This window comes from Pseudomonas sp. URMO17WK12:I7 (genome assembly GCF_003269045.1).
GTDB lineage: Bacteria > Pseudomonadota > Gammaproteobacteria > Pseudomonadales > Pseudomonadaceae > Aquipseudomonas > Aquipseudomonas putida_J.
This window is the reverse complement of sequence record NZ_QLTL01000024.1, coordinates 17829-35595: the sequence shown is the minus strand read 5'-3', so window position 1 is coordinate 35595 and position 17767 is coordinate 17829. Positions and strand designations below refer to the sequence as shown.

At 64.7% G+C, this 17767-nt stretch carries 10 protein-coding genes; 7 read left to right on the top strand and 3 right to left on the bottom strand.

What is annotated here, in order from left to right:
- The first annotated feature begins 121 nt into the window (after positions 1–121).
- Genes H040_RS25130 through H040_RS25110 form a run of 5 tightly spaced genes read left to right on the top strand, consistent with a single transcriptional unit; the run spans position 122 to position 7467 of the window.
- Complete coding sequence (locus H040_RS25130) at positions 122–1948, top strand: extracellular solute-binding protein (RefSeq protein ID WP_033696229.1); 1827 nt, start codon at positions 122–124, stop codon at positions 1946–1948.
- A complete protein-coding gene (locus tag H040_RS25125) occupies positions 1945–3771 on the top strand; it encodes an extracellular solute-binding protein (protein ID WP_027919081.1) in 1827 nt (608 codons plus the stop codon). Before H040_RS25130 ends, H040_RS25125 begins: the two co-directional genes overlap by 4 nt.
- 1 nt (position 3772) lies before the next feature.
- Positions 3773–4846, top strand: a complete 1074-nt coding sequence (locus H040_RS25120) for a microcin C ABC transporter permease YejB (RefSeq protein ID WP_027919080.1) — start codon at positions 3773–3775, stop codon at positions 4844–4846.
- Between the two features lies 1 nt (position 4847).
- Positions 4848–5867 (top strand): ABC transporter permease, encoded by a 1020-nt coding sequence (locus H040_RS25115; RefSeq protein WP_027919079.1) that lies wholly within the window; start codon positions 4848–4850, stop codon positions 5865–5867.
- A gap of 1 nt (position 5868) precedes the next feature.
- Positions 5869–7467: an ABC transporter ATP-binding protein gene (locus tag H040_RS25110; protein ID WP_027919078.1), complete on the top strand. Its 1599-nt coding sequence runs from the start codon at positions 5869–5871 to the stop codon at positions 7465–7467.
- Positions 7468–7852: 385 nt separating this feature from the next.
- Here the strand turns inward: H040_RS25110 and H040_RS25105 are convergent, their stop codons facing one another.
- Positions 7853–10030: a TonB-dependent receptor gene (locus H040_RS25105; protein ID WP_027919077.1), complete on the bottom strand. Its 2178-nt coding sequence runs from the start codon at positions 10028–10030 to the stop codon at positions 7853–7855.
- A gap of 191 nt (positions 10031–10221) precedes the next feature.
- Here H040_RS25105 and H040_RS25100 point away from each other — a divergent pair, with 191 nt between their 5' ends.
- The gene (locus tag H040_RS25100; protein WP_027919076.1) at positions 10222–13152 is read left to right on the top strand and encodes an aminotransferase; all 2931 of its coding nucleotides are present in this window, start codon (positions 10222–10224) and stop codon (positions 13150–13152) included.
- 63 nt (positions 13153–13215) lie between these two features.
- Positions 13216–14121, top strand: coding sequence for a LysR family transcriptional regulator (locus H040_RS25095; RefSeq protein WP_027919075.1), 906 nt, complete (start codon positions 13216–13218; stop codon positions 14119–14121).
- Between the two features lie 148 nt (positions 14122–14269).
- Here H040_RS25095 and H040_RS25090 read toward each other — a convergent pair whose 3' ends face one another.
- Positions 14270–14968: a response regulator gene (locus tag H040_RS25090; RefSeq protein WP_027919074.1), complete on the bottom strand. Its 699-nt coding sequence runs from the start codon at positions 14966–14968 to the stop codon at positions 14270–14272.
- A complete protein-coding gene (locus H040_RS25085; RefSeq protein WP_027919073.1) occupies positions 14965–17619 on the bottom strand; it encodes a sensor histidine kinase in 2655 nt (884 codons plus the stop codon). Before H040_RS25085 ends, H040_RS25090 begins: the two co-directional genes overlap by 4 nt.
- Positions 17620–17767: the final 148 nt, after the last annotated feature.

Sequence of the window (17767 nt, the reverse complement as noted above, 5' to 3'; positions counted from 1 at the left end):
CAAGGCTGCTCCTACAAGATCAAGCATTTCATAGCCTGCTGACTCTCTCTTTTTCCATACCCGACAAGCTGTTACTGTACCCCGACCAAAGCCCAACGCCTCTGGATCGGATGCCGACTTGATACGTCCCCTCCTGCTGTCACTCAGCCTGGCCTTGAGCTTCCCCGCCGTCGCGATGGTGAGCGAAAGCCACGGATACGCGCAGTTCGGCACGCTCAAGTACCCAGCCACATTCACCCACTTCGACTGGGTCAACCCGCAAGCGCCCAAGGGCGGTACCTTGCGGGCCATGGCATTCGGCACCTTCGACACGCTCAACCCGTACACCTTCAAGGGCACCAGCCCGGTCACCACGCCAAACTTCCTGCAATATGGCGTCAGCGAGCTGAACGAAACGCTGATGGTCGGCACCGGTCAGTACGACCCCTCCGGTGACGAGCCCACCTCCAGCTACGGCCTGATCGCCCGCTCGGTGGAGTACAGCGAAGACCGCAGTTGGGTGGTGTTCAACCTTCGCCCGGAGGCGCGCTGGCATGACGGCATGCCCATCACCGCCGCCGACGTGGCGTTCTCGTACCGCACCCTGCTCAAGCAAGGCCACCCGATCTACCGCACCAACCTGCAGGAAGTGCAGCGCATCGACATCCTCGGCCCGCTGCGTATCCGCTTCGTCTTCAAGCGTGCTGGCAACCCGCTGCTGATCCTGCGCCTGGGTGAAATGCCAGTATTGCCCAAGCACTACTGGCAAAAGCGCGACTTCGAGGCCACCACCTTCGAACCGCCGCTGGGCAGCGGGCCGTATCGCATCACGCAGGTGGAACCCGGCCGGCGCCTGGTTTTCGAGCGGGTGAAGAACTACTGGGGCAAGGACCTGGCGGTGAACCGCGGCAAGTACAACTTCAACCGCGTCGAATTCGAGTTCTATCGCGATGCCACCGTGGCCTTCGAAGCGTTCAAGGCTGGCGAATTCGACATCTATATCGAGCACCAGGCGAAAAACTGGGCCAACGGTTACAACTTCCCGGCCGTGCGCCGTGGCGAGGTGATCAAGGCACAGATCCCACACCGCATCCCAACCCAGACCCAAGGCCTGTTCATGAACAGCCGCCGGGCGACTTTCAGCGACCCCAGGGTTCGCCAGGCGCTGGGCCTGATGCTCGACTTCGAGTGGACCAACCGCGCGCTTTTCAGCAGCGCCTACTGCCGTGCGACAAGCTACTACCCCAACAGCGAGTTCGCCGCCAGTGGCGTGCCTACCGGCAAGGAATGGCTGCTGCTGGCACCATGGCGCGACCAGCTGCCCGACAAGCTGTTCACCCAGCCCTACCAGGTCAGCCACACCGATGGGCGCGGCATTGGCCGCCAGACCCTGCGCCAAGCCCTGAGCCTGCTCAACCAGGCTGGCTGGAAGCTCGACGGCCAGCGCCTGGTCAACGCCAAGGGCCAGCCGATGCGCATGGAACTGCTGCTGGTGAACCCAAGCCTCGAACGCATCCTGCAACCTTATGTCGAAAACCTGGCCAGCATCGGCATCGACGCGCGCTTGCGCACCGTGGACCGTGCCCAGTACAAACAGCGCCTGGACCAGTTCGACTTCGACATGATCCTGATGACCCTGAACCAGACCTTGAGCCCGGGCCTCGAGCAATGGCTGTACTTCCATTCCAGCCAGGCCGCGACCAAGGGCAGCAAGAACTATGCTGGGGTCAAGGACCCGGTGGTCGACCACCTGCTCGACACCCTGCTGGCCGCGCGCACCCGCGACGACCAGGTCGCCGCCGCCCGCGCCCTGGACCGCGTGCTCTCATGGCAGTACTACATGATCCCCAACTGGTACCTCGACAATCACCGCCTGGCCTACCGCAACCGGTTCGCCTTCGTCACCACGCCGCCCTACACCCTCGGGCTGAATACCTGGTGGATAAAGCCTTCGGAGAAAGCCAAATGACGCCGACGCATCGCCTGGCCTGCAGCCTGCTGTTCGCCTGCCTGAGCCTGCCCGCGCTGGCCGCGCCGCAGCACGCGCTGACCTTGTACGACGAGCCGCCGAAATACCCGGCTGACTTCAAGCACTTCGACTATGTGAACCCCGACGCGCCCAAGGGCGGCACCTTCCGCCAGTCCAGCTTCGGTGGTTTCGACAGCCTCAACCCGTTCATCAACAAGGGCGTGTCGGCCGACAACCTCAACATCATCTACGACACCCTGATGCGCCAGAGCCAGGATGAGCCGTTCACCGAGTACGGCTTGGTCGCCGGCAAGATCGAGAAGGCCCCGGACAACAGCTGGGTGCGTTTCTACCTGCGCCCCGAAGCGCGCTTCCACGACGGCCACCCGATGCGCGCCGACGACGTGGTGTTCACCTTCAATGCCCTGATCAAGGACGGCGCACCGCTGTACCGCCAGTACTACGGCGACGTTGCCGAGGTGGTCGCCGAAGACCCGCTGCGGGTACTGTTCAAGTTCAAGCACAAGAACAACCGCGAGCTGCCGCTGATTCTTGGCCAACTGCCGGTGCTGCCCAAGCACTGGTACGAAAACCGCGAGTTCAACCGCGGCAACCTGGAAATCCCGCTAGGCAGCGGCCCGTACAAGGTTGCCGAGGTCAAGGCCGGCCGCACCATCCGCTACGAGCGGGTCAAGGACTACTGGGCCAAGGACCTGCCGATCAACCGCGGCTTCTACAACTTCGATGCCATGACCTTCGATTCCTATCGCGACACCGCCGTCGCCCTGGAAGCTTTGAAAGCTGGCGCCTTCGACTACGCGCTGGAGGTCAGCGCGAAGAACTGGGCCACTGCCTACAACGTGCCGGCCGTGCGTGAAGGCCGCCTGATCAAGGAAGAGCTGCCCAACGGCAACCCGACCGGGATGCAGGGCTTCGTCTTCAACATCCGCCGCCCGCTGTTCCAGGACGTGCGCGTGCGCGAGGCGCTGAGCCAGTTGCTGGACTACGAATGGACCAACAAGCAGCTGTTCAATGGCGCCTACACCCGCACCGGCAGCTACTTCGAGAACTCGGAAATGGCCGCCCATGGCCTGCCCGGCGCCAATGAACTGAAGATCCTCGAACCGCTGCGCGGCAAGATTCCCGACCAGGCCTTCAACGAGGCCTTCCACAACCCGGTCAGCGATGCCAGCGGCATGATCCGCGAGCAACAGCGCAAGGCCTACAAGCTGCTGCAGGAAGCCGGCTGGAAGATCGTCGACGACAAGATGGTCGACGCCCAGGGCAAGCCGGTGGTGATCGAGTTCCTGCTGGCGCAGACCGAGTTCGAACGCATCCTGCTGCCGTTCAAGCGCAACCTTGCGGACCTGGGCATCGACCTGAACATCCGCCGTGTCGACGTCTCGCAGTACATCACCCGCCTGCGCTCGCGTGACTACGACATGATCGTCAGCGGCTTCCCGCAGTCCAACTCCCCGGGCAACGAGCAACGCGAGTACTGGAGCAGCAGCGCGGCCGACAACCCCGGCAGCCGCAACTTCATCGGCCTGCGCGACCCGGCTATCGACCAACTGGTGGAAGCGCTGATCAACGCCGACTCTCGCCAGAGCCTGATCGACCATTGCCGGGCGCTGGACCGCGTGCTGCTGTGGGGCTACTACGTGATCCCCAACTGGCACATCAAGACCTGGCGCGTGGCCTACTGGAACCACATCGGCCACCCCAAGGTATCGCCGAAGTACGACGTCGGCATCGACACCTGGTGGATCAAGCCCGACGTGACCCCAGCGGTCACCGAAGCCCCAACGGACGAGGCCAACTGACATGCTGGCCTATATCCTGCGCCGCCTGCTGCTGATCATCCCGACCCTGTTCGGCATCCTGATCATCAACTTCATCATCGTCCAGGCCGCCCCCGGCGGCCCGGTGGAACAGATGATCGCCAAGCTCGAAGGCTTCGAGGGCGCCACCAGCCGCATCGCCGGCGGCGGCGCCGAGGTCTCGGTGGCTGGCTCCAACTACCGCGGTGCCCAAGGCCTGGACCCGGCCTTGATCGCCGAGATCGAGCACATGTACGGCTTCGACAAGTCGGCGCCCGAACGCCTTTGGATCATGATCAAGAACTACGCCACGCTGGACTTCGGCGACAGCTTCTTCCGCGACGCCAAGGTCATCGACCTGATCGCCGAAAAGATGCCGGTGTCGATCTCGCTGGGGCTGTGGAGCACGCTGATCATGTACCTGGTATCGATCCCGCTGGGGATCGCCAAAGCGGTACGACACGGCAGCCACTTCGACGTCTGGACCAGCTCGGCGATCATCGTCGGCTACGCCATCCCGGCGTTCCTGTTCGCCATCCTGCTGATCGTGCTGTTCGCCGGCGGCAGCTACTTCGACTGGTTCCCGCTGCGCGGCCTGACCTCCAACAACTTCGACGAGCTCTCCACCACGGGGAAGGTGCTGGACTACTTCTGGCACCTGGTGTTGCCGATCACCGCGCTGGTGATCGGCAACTTCGCCACCATGACCCTGCTGACAAAGAACAGCTTCCTCGACGAGATCAACAAGCAGTACGTGGTCACCGCCAAGGCCAAGGGCCTGAGCCGGCCGCGGGTGCTGTACGGGCATGTGTTCCGCAACGCCATGCTGCTGGTGATCGCCGGCTTCCCGTCGGCGTTCATCGGCATCTTCTTCACCGGCTCCTTGCTGATCGAGGTGATCTTCAGCCTCGACGGCCTCGGCCTGATGAGCTTCGAAGCGGCAATCAACCGCGACTACCCGGTGGTCTTCGGCACCCTGTTCATCTTCACCCTGCTCGGGCTGGTGGTGAAACTGATCGGCGACCTGACCTACACCCTGGTCGACCCACGCATCGACTTTGCCAGCCGGGAGCACTGACATGGCCCTCTCCCCCCTCAACCGCCGGCGCTTCGAGCGCTTCAAGGCCAACCGCCGAGGCTGGTGGTCGCTGTGGCTGTTCCTCATCCTGTTCGGCCTGAGCCTGGGCGCCGAGCTGATCGCCAACGACAAACCAATTGCCGTGCGCTACGAAGGCTCATGGTACTTCCCGGCGTTCAAGCGCTACCCGGAAACCACCTTCGGCGGCGAATTCCCGCTGGAGGCCAACTACAAGAGCCCGTACATCCGCGACCTGCTGGAGAAAAAAGACAGCTTCGTGGTCTGGGCGCCAATCCCGTTCAGCTACCAGAGCATCAACTACGACCTGCGCGTGCCAGCCCCGGCGCCGCCCTCGACGGACAACTGGCTGGGCACCGACGACCAGGGCCGCGATGTGCTGGCACGGGTGATCTACGGCTTCCGCGTCTCCGTCCTGTTCGCCATTACCCTGACCGTATTGAGCTCCATCGTCGGCGTCATCGCCGGCGCCTTGCAGGGTTTCTACGGCGGCTGGGTCGACCTGGCCGGGCAGCGCTTTCTGGAAATCTGGTCGGGCCTGCCGGTGCTTTACCTGCTGATCATCCTCGCCAGCTTCGTGCAGCCCAACTTCTGGTGGCTGCTGGGCATCATGCTGCTGTTCTCGTGGATGAGCCTGGTGGACGTGGTGCGCGCCGAGTTCCTGCGCGGGCGCAACCTGGAATACGTGCGCGCTGCCCGTGCCCTGGGCATGCGCAACGGCGCGATCATGTACCGGCATATCCTGCCCAACGCCATGATCTCGACCATGACCTTCATGCCTTTCATCCTCACTGGCGCCATCGGCACCCTGACAGCGCTGGACTTCCTCGGCTTCGGCCTGCCCCCCGGCGCTCCGTCGCTGGGTGAACTGGTGGCGCAAGGCAAGTCCAACCTGCAAGCCCCGTGGCTGGGCATCAGCGCTTTCGCCGTGCTGGCGATCATGCTGAGCCTGCTGGTGTTCATCGGCGAATCCGCCCGCGATGCCTTCGACCCGAGGAAGTGAAATGAGCGAACAGAACCTGATCGAAGTGCGCGACCTGGCCGTGGAGTTTGTCACCGGCGAGCAGGTCAACCGCGTGGTCGACGGCATCAGCTTCGACATCCGCAAGGGCGAAACCCTGGCCCTGGTCGGCGAAAGCGGTTCAGGCAAGTCAGTTACCGCGCACTCGATTTTGCGCCTGCTGCCCTACCCGCTGGCCCGCCACCCCAGCGGCAGCATCCGCTATGAGGGCAAGGACCTGCTGCAGCAGAACGAGAAGGCCATGCAGCGCATTCGCGGCAACCGCATCGCGATGATCTTCCAGGAGCCGATGACCTCGCTGAACCCGCTGCACTGCATCGAGAAACAGATCAACGAAATCCTTCTGCTGCACAAAGGCCTGACCGGCAAGCAAGCCACGGCGCGAACGCTGGAACTGCTGGAAATGGTCGGCATCCCCGAACCGCGCAAACGCCTGAAGGCTTTGCCCCATGAACTGTCCGGCGGCCAGCGCCAGCGGGTGATGATCGCCATGGCCCTGGCCAACGAGCCGGAGCTGCTGATTGCCGACGAGCCGACCACGGCGCTCGATGTGACCGTGCAGTTGAAGATCCTTGACCTGCTCAAAGAGCTGCAGGCGCGGCTAGGCATGGCACTGCTGCTGATCAGCCACGACCTCAACCTGGTGCGTCGTATCGCCCATCGCGTGTGCGTGATGCAACGCGGGCAGATCGTCGAACAAGCCGAGTGCGCCACGCTGTTCAGTGCCCCGCAGCATCACTACACGCAGATGCTGATCAATGCCGAGCCCAGCGGGTTGCCTGCGCATAACCCGGTTGGGCCACCCTTGCTGGAGGTAAATGACCTGAAGGTGTGGTTCCCGATCAAGAAGGGGTTATTGCGCAAGACGGTTGACCACGTAAAGGCGGTGGACGGGATCAACTTCAGCCTGCCCCAGGGGCAGACGCTGGGGATCGTCGGCGAGTCTGGGTCGGGCAAGTCGACGCTGGGTTTGGCGATTCTGCGCCTGATCTCCAGCCAGGGCGGTATTCGCTTTCACGGGCAGCCGCTGGAAGGGCTGAACCAAAAAGCAGTGCGGCCACTGCGTCGGGAGATGCAAGTGGTGTTTCAGGACCCTTTCGGCAGCCTGAGCCCGCGGATGTGCGTGGCGGATATCGTTGGCGAGGGGTTGCGGATTCACAAGATCGGTACGCCTGAGGAACAGGAGGCAGCGATCATTGCGGCCCTAGAAGAAGTGGGATTGGACCCGCGGACTCGGCATCGCTACCCGCATGAGTTTTCCGGTGGCCAGCGCCAGCGCATCGCCATTGCCCGGGCGCTGGTGTTGAAGCCGGCGCTGATTCTGCTGGATGAGCCGACCTCGGCCCTGGACCGCACGGTGCAGCGGCAGGTGGTGGAACTGCTGCGCAACCTGCAGCAGAAGTACAACCTGACGTACCTGTTCATCAGCCATGACCTGGCGGTGGTCAAGGCGCTGAGCCACCAGTTGATGGTGATCAAGCATGGGCATGTGGTGGAGCAAGGGGATGCGCGGGAGATCTTCCATGCGCCGCAGCATGTTTATACACGGCAGTTGTTGGAGGCGGCATTCTTGGGGGAGTGATTTCCTTATGAGGGCTACGAGGGGCCTGCTTCAGAATGCACCAAGGCCACCAAGTGCCTGTCGGACGATTTGCAGCGCCTTTGAGATCGAGCGCCGCCCGTGCGGCGCATCGCGGATGAATCCGCTCCTACGTCTGTTTCGGGCCAGTCTGTCCTGTGACAGGTGGGCTGCCCGCCTTGCGTCCACCTCGATATCGAAGGGAACAAACAAGGCGGACAGTGGTGACCTTACAGGCGTAATTGGCCCGAAAAAGACGTAGGAGCGGATTCATCCGCGATGCGCCGCGCGGGCGGCGCTCGATTTCCGCCCCCCCTGCAAAACCCAGGCATGCACCTGCCAGCCCTGCCGCCATTGCGCGACAAATCCCCCTTCACCAGCCCTGCAATCAGAAATCGAGGGTGCCGGAGAACTTCACCAGGCGTGGATCGCCCTGGGTCAGGTAACCGCCGTTAGCCGAAGCCCAGTAATTCTTGTCGGTGAGGTTCTCGACGTTGACCCGCAGGGTCAGGTCCTTCTCCGCCACTTTCAGCTTGTAGCGGGCACCGGCATCGAAGCGGTTCCAGGTGGGCAGGCTGACGTTGTTCGCCGCATCGACGTACTGGCCACCGGTTCGCAGCATCCGTGCATTGAGCGACAGCCCCGGCACACCCGGCACATCCCAATCGACGCTGGCATTGAGCTGGAAGGTCGGCACGCCGATGGCGTGGTTGCCGTCGTTGCTGCCATTGGCGGTGTTCTTCTGCTCCGAGGCCATGCGCGTGCCACCGGCCATCAGCCGCAGGCCTTCGATGGGCTCGCCGAACAGGCTCAGTTCCAGGCCTTTGTTGACCTGCTCGCCATCGCGGATGAACACGTTGTTCAAGGTGTAGCCGTCCGACGGTTTTTCGATACGGAACACTGCCAGGTTCGCGCCGTAGGTCTGGCGGTCGAACTTGATACCGGCCTCGAGTTGCTTGGTGCGGCCGGGCGGGAACATGGTGCCGGCGTTCTCGGTACCAGCCGCTGCGGTCGGGCCTTGGGCAAGGCCCTCGATGCGGTTGGCGTACAGCGAGATGCTGTCGGTGGCCTTGAATACGATGCCGTACACCGGGGTAGTGATCGACTTGTCGTACGGGTCGCCGTTACGGCTGCCATCCGCGCTCGGGAGCTTGGAGGTGCCGTCATAGAAGTAGTTTTCCACGCGCAATTGCTGGCGACGCAAGCCATAGGTCAGCAGCAGCCGGTCGTCGAACAGGCCAACCGTGTCGGAAATAGCGATGCTTCGCGCACGCGTCTTCCCGGTCACGCCTGGGTCGCCCATGTCACCGCCCCAGCTGGTGACGTTAGTGGGTTTGGGGCGCTGTACCGTGTCGTAAATGTTGGTGGTGATCGGTGAATAGAACGTGTAAGCGTTCTCGGCCTGGGTCCACATCGTGCTGGCGCCCACAGCGATCTGGTGGCTGATCGGGCCGGTCTGCACACGACCATTCAGGCCAGCGCTGAAACTGGTGTTGTCTTCGCCATGGACGATATCAGAGGGGGTCATGGTGGCGGCACCACTATTGCCGACCAGTACCGGCGTACCGTAGGTGCCCTGCTCGCGGCTGTGGCGGGCACCGCCAGCTAGGTAGGCAGTCCAGCTGTCGCTCAGGTCCCATTCGCCACGCACCATGCCGAAGGTGTCCTCCGATTCGCTGTAGCTCCAGCTCTGGCCATAGTTGTGATCGGCATCTGGCGCGGTCGGGGCCTTGGTCGTGGTACCGCCCAGGCGCACCGAGTTGCGCAGGTGGTTGATGCGCTGCTTCTGGTAACCGATGTCGGTCGATATGCGGAAGGTGTCACCGCGGTAGTCCAGGCCAGCGGTGAACAGCTTGGTGCGCTGGTCCTGGTCGTCCACGGCCGTTTCGCCTTCGCGCTGGCTGAGGTTCAGGCGGGCACCGAAGCGGTTGTCTTCACCGAAGCGCTGGCCGATGTCCAGGTGCTCGCCGATACGGCCATCGGAGCTGATGTCCTGGGTGTAGCGGCGGGTCGGCTCATCGCCGGCGCGCTTGGGTTGCAGGTTGACGTTGCCGCCCAGGCCGGTGCCGGTCGGGCTCACGCCGTTGAGGAAGGCATTGGGGCCCTTGAACACTTCGACCCGCTCGACACCATCGGTGGACATGATCTGGCGCGGCAGGATGCCGTACAAGCCGTTGAAGGAAATATCGTCCCCCGCCAGCGGCAGGCCGCGGATGATGAAGACCTTGGACTGGTTGCCGAAGCCGAACGACTCCCGCACCGACGGGTCGTTTGCCAGCACGTCGCCGATGTCTTCCGCCTGCTGGTCTTCGATCAGTTTGGAGGTGTAGCTGGTCTGGGTGAACGGCACGTCCATGTAATCCTGATTGCCCAGCACGCCCATCTGGCCACCGCGGGCGACCTGGCCACCGGCAAACGCCTCAGGCAGTGCGCCTGGTTGCGCTTTCAAGGCATCGGCATTGACATCGGTCGCTTCCAGCTGAATCGGCTCGGCAGCATGCGCCATCAGGGTTGCGGAACAGCAAATCGCCAGTAATGCGGGGCGTGAAGGAAAACGGGACGACATTGTGCAAGTCCTGATAGCGCGAAATGGGAAATAACACGCGAATGTTAATGCTTCCTATACGCAAATATCAAACCAAAGGTCATGCCCAGCACTATCGCTCATCAAAAAAACTGATCACTATCGTCTTTCATCATCAGCCAGATCGGGAATAGATTCTGCGCATCCAAGACCCAGCAGCAACGGTAGCCCCCATGTCCAGCCAACAACAACAGCCCGCCTCCCCTGCCCTCGACACGCTGATCCAGCGTTCCGCCCTGCCCAGCCCATCGCTCAGCGAAGCTCAGGCGCACGCGCTGCTGCAAACCCACTACGACCTGGATGGCGACTTGACGGCACTGGGCAGCCAGCAGGACCTGAACTTGCGCGTGGACGCGGCGCAAGGGCGCTTCGTACTCAAGGCCTGCCACGGCAGCTACGCCCAGGTCGAACTGCAGGCGCAGCATGCCGCCCTGGCCTACCTGCGTGAGCAGGGCTTGCCAGTGCCCGCCGTGCAAACTGCGCAAAGTGGCGAAACCTTGCTGGCAGTGGACATCGACGGGCACCCCCTGCGAGTTCGCCTGCTCGACTACATCGACGGCCAGCCACTGACCCGCCTCAAACACATGCCGCCGCGCCTGATGGCCGAACTGGGCAAGCTGTGCGCGCGGCTCGACAAGGCCCTGGTCGACTTCGACCACCCAGGCCTTGAACGCACACTGCAATGGGACCCGCAGCATGCCCAGGCGCTGATCGAGCACCTGCTGCCGGTGCTGCAGGACGCCGCGCAACGCGCCCGCATCGCGCAAGCCGCGCGCCTGGCCAGCGAGCGCCTGGCCCCCTTGGCGCAGCAGCTGCCGACCCAGGCCGTGCACCTGGACATCACCGACGACAACACCGTGTGGGCCCGCGACGACCAGCGCCAATGGCAACTGCAGGGCGTGATCGACTTCGGCGACCTGTCGCGCACCTGGCGCATCGCCGACCTCTCGGTGACCTGCGCAGCGCTGCTGCACCACGCCGAAGGCGACCCGCTGCGCATCCTGCCGGCAGTCAACGCCTACCAGGCCCTCAACCCCTTGACCGAGACCGAGCTGCGCGCCTTGTGGCCGCTGGTACTGAACCGTGCGGCAGTGCTGGTGCTGAGCAGCGCGCAGCAATTGGCCGTGGACCCGGACAACCAGTACACCCGCGACAACGTCGCCCATGAATGGGAGATCTTCGATACCGCCACGGCCGTGCCATTCGCCTTGATGGAGGCGGCCATTCTCCAGGCGGCCGGCCTGCCGGCCGCCTCAGCCGACCTGACAGGCTGTGCGCCGCTGCTCCCTGAACTGGCCGGGCAGCCGGTCTGCCGGGTCGATCTGGGTGTGCTCAGCGCGCACTGCGAAGCCGGCAACTGGGAACAGCCGGGCTTCGACCGGCACCTGCTGAGCTCGCAACCGGCGCCTGCCTGTACCCTGCACGGCCAGTATCGCCTGTCACAAACCCATATTGATCGCCCCGAAGAACCGGCAACCTGCGCGCTGGGCGTAGAGCTGCATGTACCCAATGGCAGCCCGGTTCAAGCCCCCGAGGCGGGCATCTGGCAACGTCACGGCGACGGCCGTGGCTGCCTGCGCACGCCACACTGGGCCGTGTGGTTGCACGGCCTGGAAGATGCCCCGGCAGATGGCCAGGCCGTGGCCAAAGGGCAAACCCTGGGCAGCAGCTGCGGCTTGCTCAGTGTCCAGCTGTGCCTCGACACCCACACTCAGCCGCCGTTCTTCGCCACACCTTCCCAGGCTGCAGCCTGGCTGGCCGTGTGCCCGTCGCCCGCCGCGCTGCTGGGCTTCGATTGCGATGCCGAACCGTTGCCCGATCCACAGGCCCTGCTGGCCCGTCGCGATGCCAGCTTCGCCCGCTCGCAGAAACACTACTACGCGCAACCACCGCAGATTGAACGCGGCTGGCGCAACTACCTGATCGACCTGCAGGGCCGCTCGTACCTGGACATGCTCAACAACGTCGCCGTGCTGGGCCACGGCCACCCGCGCATGGTGGCCGAATCGGCGCGCCAGTGGTCGCTGCTCAACACCAACTCGCGCTTCCATTACGCCGCCATCACCGAGTTCTCCGAGCGCCTGCTCGACCTCGCACCCGAAGGCTTCGACCGGGTATTCATGGTCAACAGCGGCACCGAGGCCAACGACCTGGCGATCCGCCTGGCCTGGGCCTACAGCGGTGGCCGCGACCTGCTCAGCGTGTTGGAGGCCTACCACGGCTGGTCGGTGGCCACCGATGCCATTTCCACCTCCATCGCCGACAACCCGCAGGCCCTGGAAACCCGCCCGGACTGGGTGCACCCGGTGGAGGCACCCAACACCTTCCGCGGTCGCTTGCGCGGCGCCGACACAGCCGCCGGCTACCTGCGCGACGTCGACGCCAAGCTGGCCGACCTCGACGCCCGTGGCCGCCAGCTGGCCGGCATCATCTGCGAGCCGGTCTACGGCAATGCCGGGGGCATCTCGCTACCGGCCGGTTACCTGCGCCAAGCGTATGCCAAGGTCCGCGCCCGCGGTGGCGTGTGCATCGCCGATGAGGTGCAGGTCGGTTATGGCCGCCTGGGCGAGTATTTCTGGGGCTTCGAGGAACAGGGCGTGGTGCCGGACATCATCACCATGGCCAAGGGCATGGGCAACGGCCAGCCGTTGGGCGTGGTCATCACCCGCCGTGAGATCGCCGAAGCACTGGAGGCCGAGGGCTATTTCTTCTCCTCGGCCGGTGGCAGCCCAGTCAGCTGCCGCATCGGCATGGCAGTGCTGGACGTGATGCAGGAAGAAGGCCTGTGGGACAATGCCCGCGAAACCGGGCGCTATTTCAAGGCGCGCCTGCAGGCACTGGTCGACAAACATCCGCTGGCCGGTGCGGCCCATGGCTCAGGCTTCTACCTGGGACTGGAGCTGGTACGTAACCGTGAAACCCTGGAGCCGGCCACCGAGGAAACCATGGCACTGTGCGACCGCCTGCGCGAGCTGGGCATCTTCATGCAGCCAACCGGCGACTACCTGAACATCCTCAAGATCAAGCCGCCGATGTGCACCACCCGAGCGAGCGTCGACTACTTCGTCGACAGCATCGACCGGGTGCTGGGCGAAGGCCTGTAAGAGGGCTGTCAACCAGGCCGGCGAGTGTTCATACTTTCCGGCCTCTTCCTCAGGTTTGCGGACATGGCCTTCAGCAGCGACTCACTGGCAATTTTCCTCGCCGTGCTGGAGGCGGGTTCGTTCTCTGCCGCCGCGCGCAAGTTGGGGCGTGTACCGTCTGCCGTGAGCATGGCCATCGCGCAGCTGGAGGCAGAGCTGGACCTGGTTTTGTTCGACCGGGCCACACGCAAAGCCCTGCCCACCAGCGCCGCCCTGGCCCTGGAACCGCAGGCGCGGCAGGTGATCTGCCAGCTCAACCTGCTCGATGCCCAGGCCCTGCAACTGCACCAGGGGCTGGAGAAGCGCCTGACCATCGCCATGGCCCCAGAGCTGCAGACCGGCCGCTGGAGCCAGCCGCTGGAAACCCTGGCGAAGGAATTTCCCAGCCTGGAGATCGAGGTGCGCTCGGCGACCCAGACCGAGGCGGTGCGCTTGCTGCATGAAGGCAGCGTGCAACTGGCGCTGGTGTTCGAACGGCCCGGGATCGATGAGCGCGAGTCCTTTCTCGAAGCCGGCAGCCAGCTGCTGGTGGCCGTAGCCTCGCCACGCCACCCCGCAGGCAACAACAGTGGTACGCCGCTGCCTGAGGAAGCGTTTGCCGAACAGCGGCAGATCATCGTAGCCTCGGGCAAGGCGACCGGCTCGGACCCGCGCATGGTGCTGTCACGGCGCATATGGTTGACCGACAGCTACCTGGCCACGCTCGACCTTGTGCAGTCCGGCCTGGGCTGGGCTTACTTGCCACAGCCACTGGTGGAGCCGTTGATTGCCTCGGGTGCGCTGGCCGAGGTGCGTTTTGACAACATGGCCAGCCGCTTGCGGTTGTGGGTTGACATCATCTGGCTGAAGCCACGGCCGTTGGGCTTGGGTGCCAGGCGCTACCTGGAAGTGATGCGCCAGCTGTTCGAGAAAGAACCACCCAGGGCCTGAAACGGCGCGGTCCTTGTAGGAGCGGCCTTGTGTCGCGAAAGGGCTGCAGAGCAGCCCCGGCAAATTGTGATTAACAGCTGAAATCGAGCGGCCGCCTTGCGGCCCTATCGCGACACAAGGCCGCTCCTACACGGACCGCGTCAAGTAGTCAGATCGAAGCGGGGGCTACTAGCCGATACCCCACCCCTGCCTCGGTAATGATGAACCGCGGCGCTGTCGGGTCATCGCCGAGCTTTTGCCGCAAATGCCCCACCACGATCCGCAGGTAGTGGGTATCGTCGACATGGGTTGGCCCCCAGATGTCCTTGAGCAGTTGCTGCTGGGTAATCACCCGCCCCGGGTGCCCGGCCAGTTGCGCCAGCAATGCGTACTCCTTGCGCGTCAGTGCGACCTCCACACCATCCAGCGTCACTTTGCGAAAGGCGAAATCCACCACCAATGGCCCGAAGCTGGCCGTCACTTCGCTGCCGCCCGACTGCGGCACCTGGCGCAACAACGCGCGCACCCGGGCAAGGAACTCCTGGATGCCGAAAGGCTTGGTCACATAGTCATTGGCGCCACCATCGAGCGCATCGACCTTCTGCACCTCGCTGGCCCGCACCGATAGCACCAGCACCGGCACCGCACTCCACTCGCGCAGATCACGCAGCACTTGCTGGCCGTCCATGTCAGGCAGGCCGAGGTCGAGCACCACCAGGTCGGGCTTGGCCAGCGCAGCCTGGGCCAGCCCTTCGCTGCCGGTGGCGGCCTCGATCACCTTGTAGCCTTGGGAGCTCAGGCTGATACGCAGGAACTTGCGGATCTGCGGTTCATCGTCGATGACCAACAAAGTGGCGGACTGGCTCATGGGGTTTCGCTTTCGGCTTCAGGTTGCTGGGGCAGCGGCAAGCATAGAGTGATGCAGGTGCCATGGCCATCGATGCCTTCGCCAACCACGATCTGCCCACCGTGGGCACCGATCATGCCCTGGCAGATCGCCAGGCCCAGGCCCGTGCCCTGGCCGCCGCGATCGCCACGGGCAGCGGTGTAGAACATGTCGAAGATCTTCTCGCGTTCGGCCACCGGGATGCCGGGCCCCTGGTCGCTGACAGCAAAGTGCAACTGCGCGTCGTGCACCGATACCTGCAGCTCCAGGCGGCCTTGTGAGGGCGAGAAGCGTGCGGCATTTTCCAGCACATTGATCAGCGCCTGCTCGATCAACGCGGCGTGCACGAACAGCAGCGGCAGCTCCGCCGGCACGTCGGTGTGCACGCGCAACGGCGCCAGCACAGCGCGAAGGCGGTTGAGGGCGCTGCCGACGATGTCAGCGGGGGCAACCCAGTCGCGGGCAAGCTTGAGGCCGCCGTGGCCAAGGCGGGTCATGTCGAGCAGGTTCTGGATGTAGCGGTCCAGGCGTTCGGCTTCGTTACGCGTGCCTTCGAGCAGCTCACGACGGTCTTCGACGGGGATCGCCTCGCCCAGCGCCAGCAGGCTGTCGATGCTGCCGCGCATGGCTGTCAGCGGGGTGCGCAGGTCGTGGGATACCGAGGCCAGCAAGGCGCTGCGCAGTTGCTCGGTTTCGCCGTGCAGGCGGGCGGCTTCGAGTTGTTCAGCCAGCCGGGCACGGGCCAGGGCCTGGGCCAGAGGTTGGCCGAGGGCCATCAACAGGCGCCGGCGCTGGGCGCTCAGCGGTTCGCCGGAACGCGGGCGCACGCCGAGCAGGGCCAAGGGTTGATCGTCAACCGCCAGTGGCCACCACCACCAGCGGCCATTGGGCAATGTGTCGCTGCCATGGCCAGCGGCCTGGCCGTGCTGCCAGGCCCACTCGGCGGCGGCACGCTCGTTGTCGCTCAAGGCCTGTGCTTCGCCACTCGCCAGTTGCAGCAGGCCTTCGCTGTTGCGCTCCAGCAGGCACACCTGCACCTCCTTCCAGCCATTGAGGTGTCGGCCGGCCGCATTGAACACCGCCTGGCGGTCGGTAGCCACGGTCAGCCGGCGCGACAGGTCGAGCAACTGGTTGGTCTGCGCCTGGGTTTCCCGCAGGGCCTGCAGCTGGCTGCGCTGGCGGGCCGCGAGGTTACCGGTGAGCGCCGCCATGAGCAGGAAGAACACCAGCGTCAGCACGTCTTCCTCGCGCTGGATGCTGAACGAGAAATTCGGCGGAATGAACAGGAAGTCGTAGCTCAGGAACGACAGCACCGCGCAGGCCAGCGCCGGGCCCAGGCTGCTGCGCACGGCCACCAGCAGCACGGCGGCAAGGAACACCAGCGAGATGTTGGGTAACGCCAGCACGCTCGACACGCCCCAGGCCAGGCCGGCAGCCAGCACCGTAGCCAGCAGCGCGAGCAGGTAATGGCGCCAGACCCACACCCGGCTGACCGCCGCACGAGCCGGGCGGGCCTGGCTGTCGCGGTCGAGCACATTGATCTCCAGGCCATGGCTTTCGCGCAGCAGCCGGGTGGCGACCCCGGCACCGAACAGGCGCCGGCGCAGGCGGTCACGGGACTGACCGACCAGTACCAGGCTGGCACGACGCTCGCTGGCGTGCTGGATCAAGGTCCGCGCCACCTCACCGGCGCGCAGTAGCACCACCTCGCCCCCCAGGCGTTCGGCCAGTTGCTGGGCCGCCTGCAGGCGCTGACGGGCAGCTTCGTCACGCAGCCGGCCGTTGTCGACATGTACCAGGCTCCACGGCAGGTGGCGGCGCTGGGCAACGCGGCTGGCATGGCGCACCAGGCGTTCGGCCTGCTCGTCGCCATCCACGCCCACCAGCAGGCGCCCACGCAAGGCCGGCGCCGCTTCGCCCCGCAGGCGGTAACCGTGGGCCAGGTCGGCGTCGACCTGGGCGGCGGCGGTCTGCATGGCCAATTCGCGCAGGGCGGTCAGGTTGGTTTGCGAGAAGTAGGCGTCGATGGCGGCCCGCGCCTGCTCCGGCACATACACCTTGCCTTCGCGCAGGCGCTCCAGCAGCTCACGCGGCGGCAGGTCGATCAGCACCAGCTCGAAGGCTTCCTGCAGCACCCAGTCCGGCAGGGTTTCGCGCACCTGCACCCCGGTAATGCCGCGGACCTGATCGTTGAGGCTTTCCAGGTGCTGGACGTTGACCGTGGTGTACACGTCGATGCCGGCGGCGAGCAGCTCCTGCACGTCCTGCCAGCGTTTGGCGTGGCGGCTGCCGGGGGCGTTGGTGTGGGCCAGTTCATCGACCAGAGCCAGGGTCGGAGCGGCCTGGAGCAGGCCGTCGAGGTCCATTTCTTCAAGGGTGACGCCGCGGTATTCGCTGCGCAGCAGGGGCTGCTGGAGCAGGCCGCCGAGCAACGCTTCGGTCTCGGCGCGGCCGTGGGTTTCGACCACTGCGGCCAGCACCTGCACGCCCTGGCGTTGCTGGGCGTGGGCGGCCTGCAGCATGGCAAAGGTCTTGCCGACGCCGGGGGCGGCGCCGAGGAACACCTTGAGCCGACCGCGACCGCTGCGTGGGAGGGAGGCCAACAGCGCGTCTGCGCGAGTGGAGTCACTCATGTTTCGTCCTTCTGGGGGCATCTCATGCCTTGTAGGAGCGGCCTCGTGTCGCGAAAGGGCCGCAAGGCGGCCCCAGGTTCTCAGCATCAGTGCTGAGAATGCTGGGGCTGCTTCGCAGCCCTTTCGCGACACAAGGCCGCTCCTACAG

Excerpts from the sequence above, each read along its gene's own strand:
- H040_RS25125 (WP_027919081.1), top strand. The coding sequence starts at position 1,945 with ATGACGCCGACGCATCGCCTGGCCTGCAGCCTGCTGTTCGCCTGCCTG.
- H040_RS25120 (WP_027919080.1), top strand. The coding sequence starts at position 3,773 with ATGCTGGCCTATATCCTGCGCCGCCTGCTGCTGATCATCCCGACCCTG.
- H040_RS25115 (WP_027919079.1), top strand. The coding sequence starts at position 4,848 with ATGGCCCTCTCCCCCCTCAACCGCCGGCGCTTCGAGCGCTTCAAGGCC.
- H040_RS25110 (WP_027919078.1), top strand. The coding sequence starts at position 5,869 with ATGAGCGAACAGAACCTGATCGAAGTGCGCGACCTGGCCGTGGAGTTT.
- H040_RS25105 (WP_027919077.1), bottom strand. The coding sequence starts at position 10,030 with ATGTCGTCCCGTTTTCCTTCACGCCCCGCATTACTGGCGATTTGCTGT.
- H040_RS25100 (WP_027919076.1), top strand. The coding sequence starts at position 10,222 with ATGTCCAGCCAACAACAACAGCCCGCCTCCCCTGCCCTCGACACGCTG.
- H040_RS25095 (WP_027919075.1), top strand. The coding sequence starts at position 13,216 with ATGGCCTTCAGCAGCGACTCACTGGCAATTTTCCTCGCCGTGCTGGAG.
- H040_RS25090 (WP_027919074.1), bottom strand. The coding sequence starts at position 14,968 with ATGAGCCAGTCCGCCACTTTGTTGGTCATCGACGATGAACCGCAGATC.
- H040_RS25085 (WP_027919073.1), bottom strand. The coding sequence starts at position 17,619 with ATGAGTGACTCCACTCGCGCAGACGCGCTGTTGGCCTCCCTCCCACGC.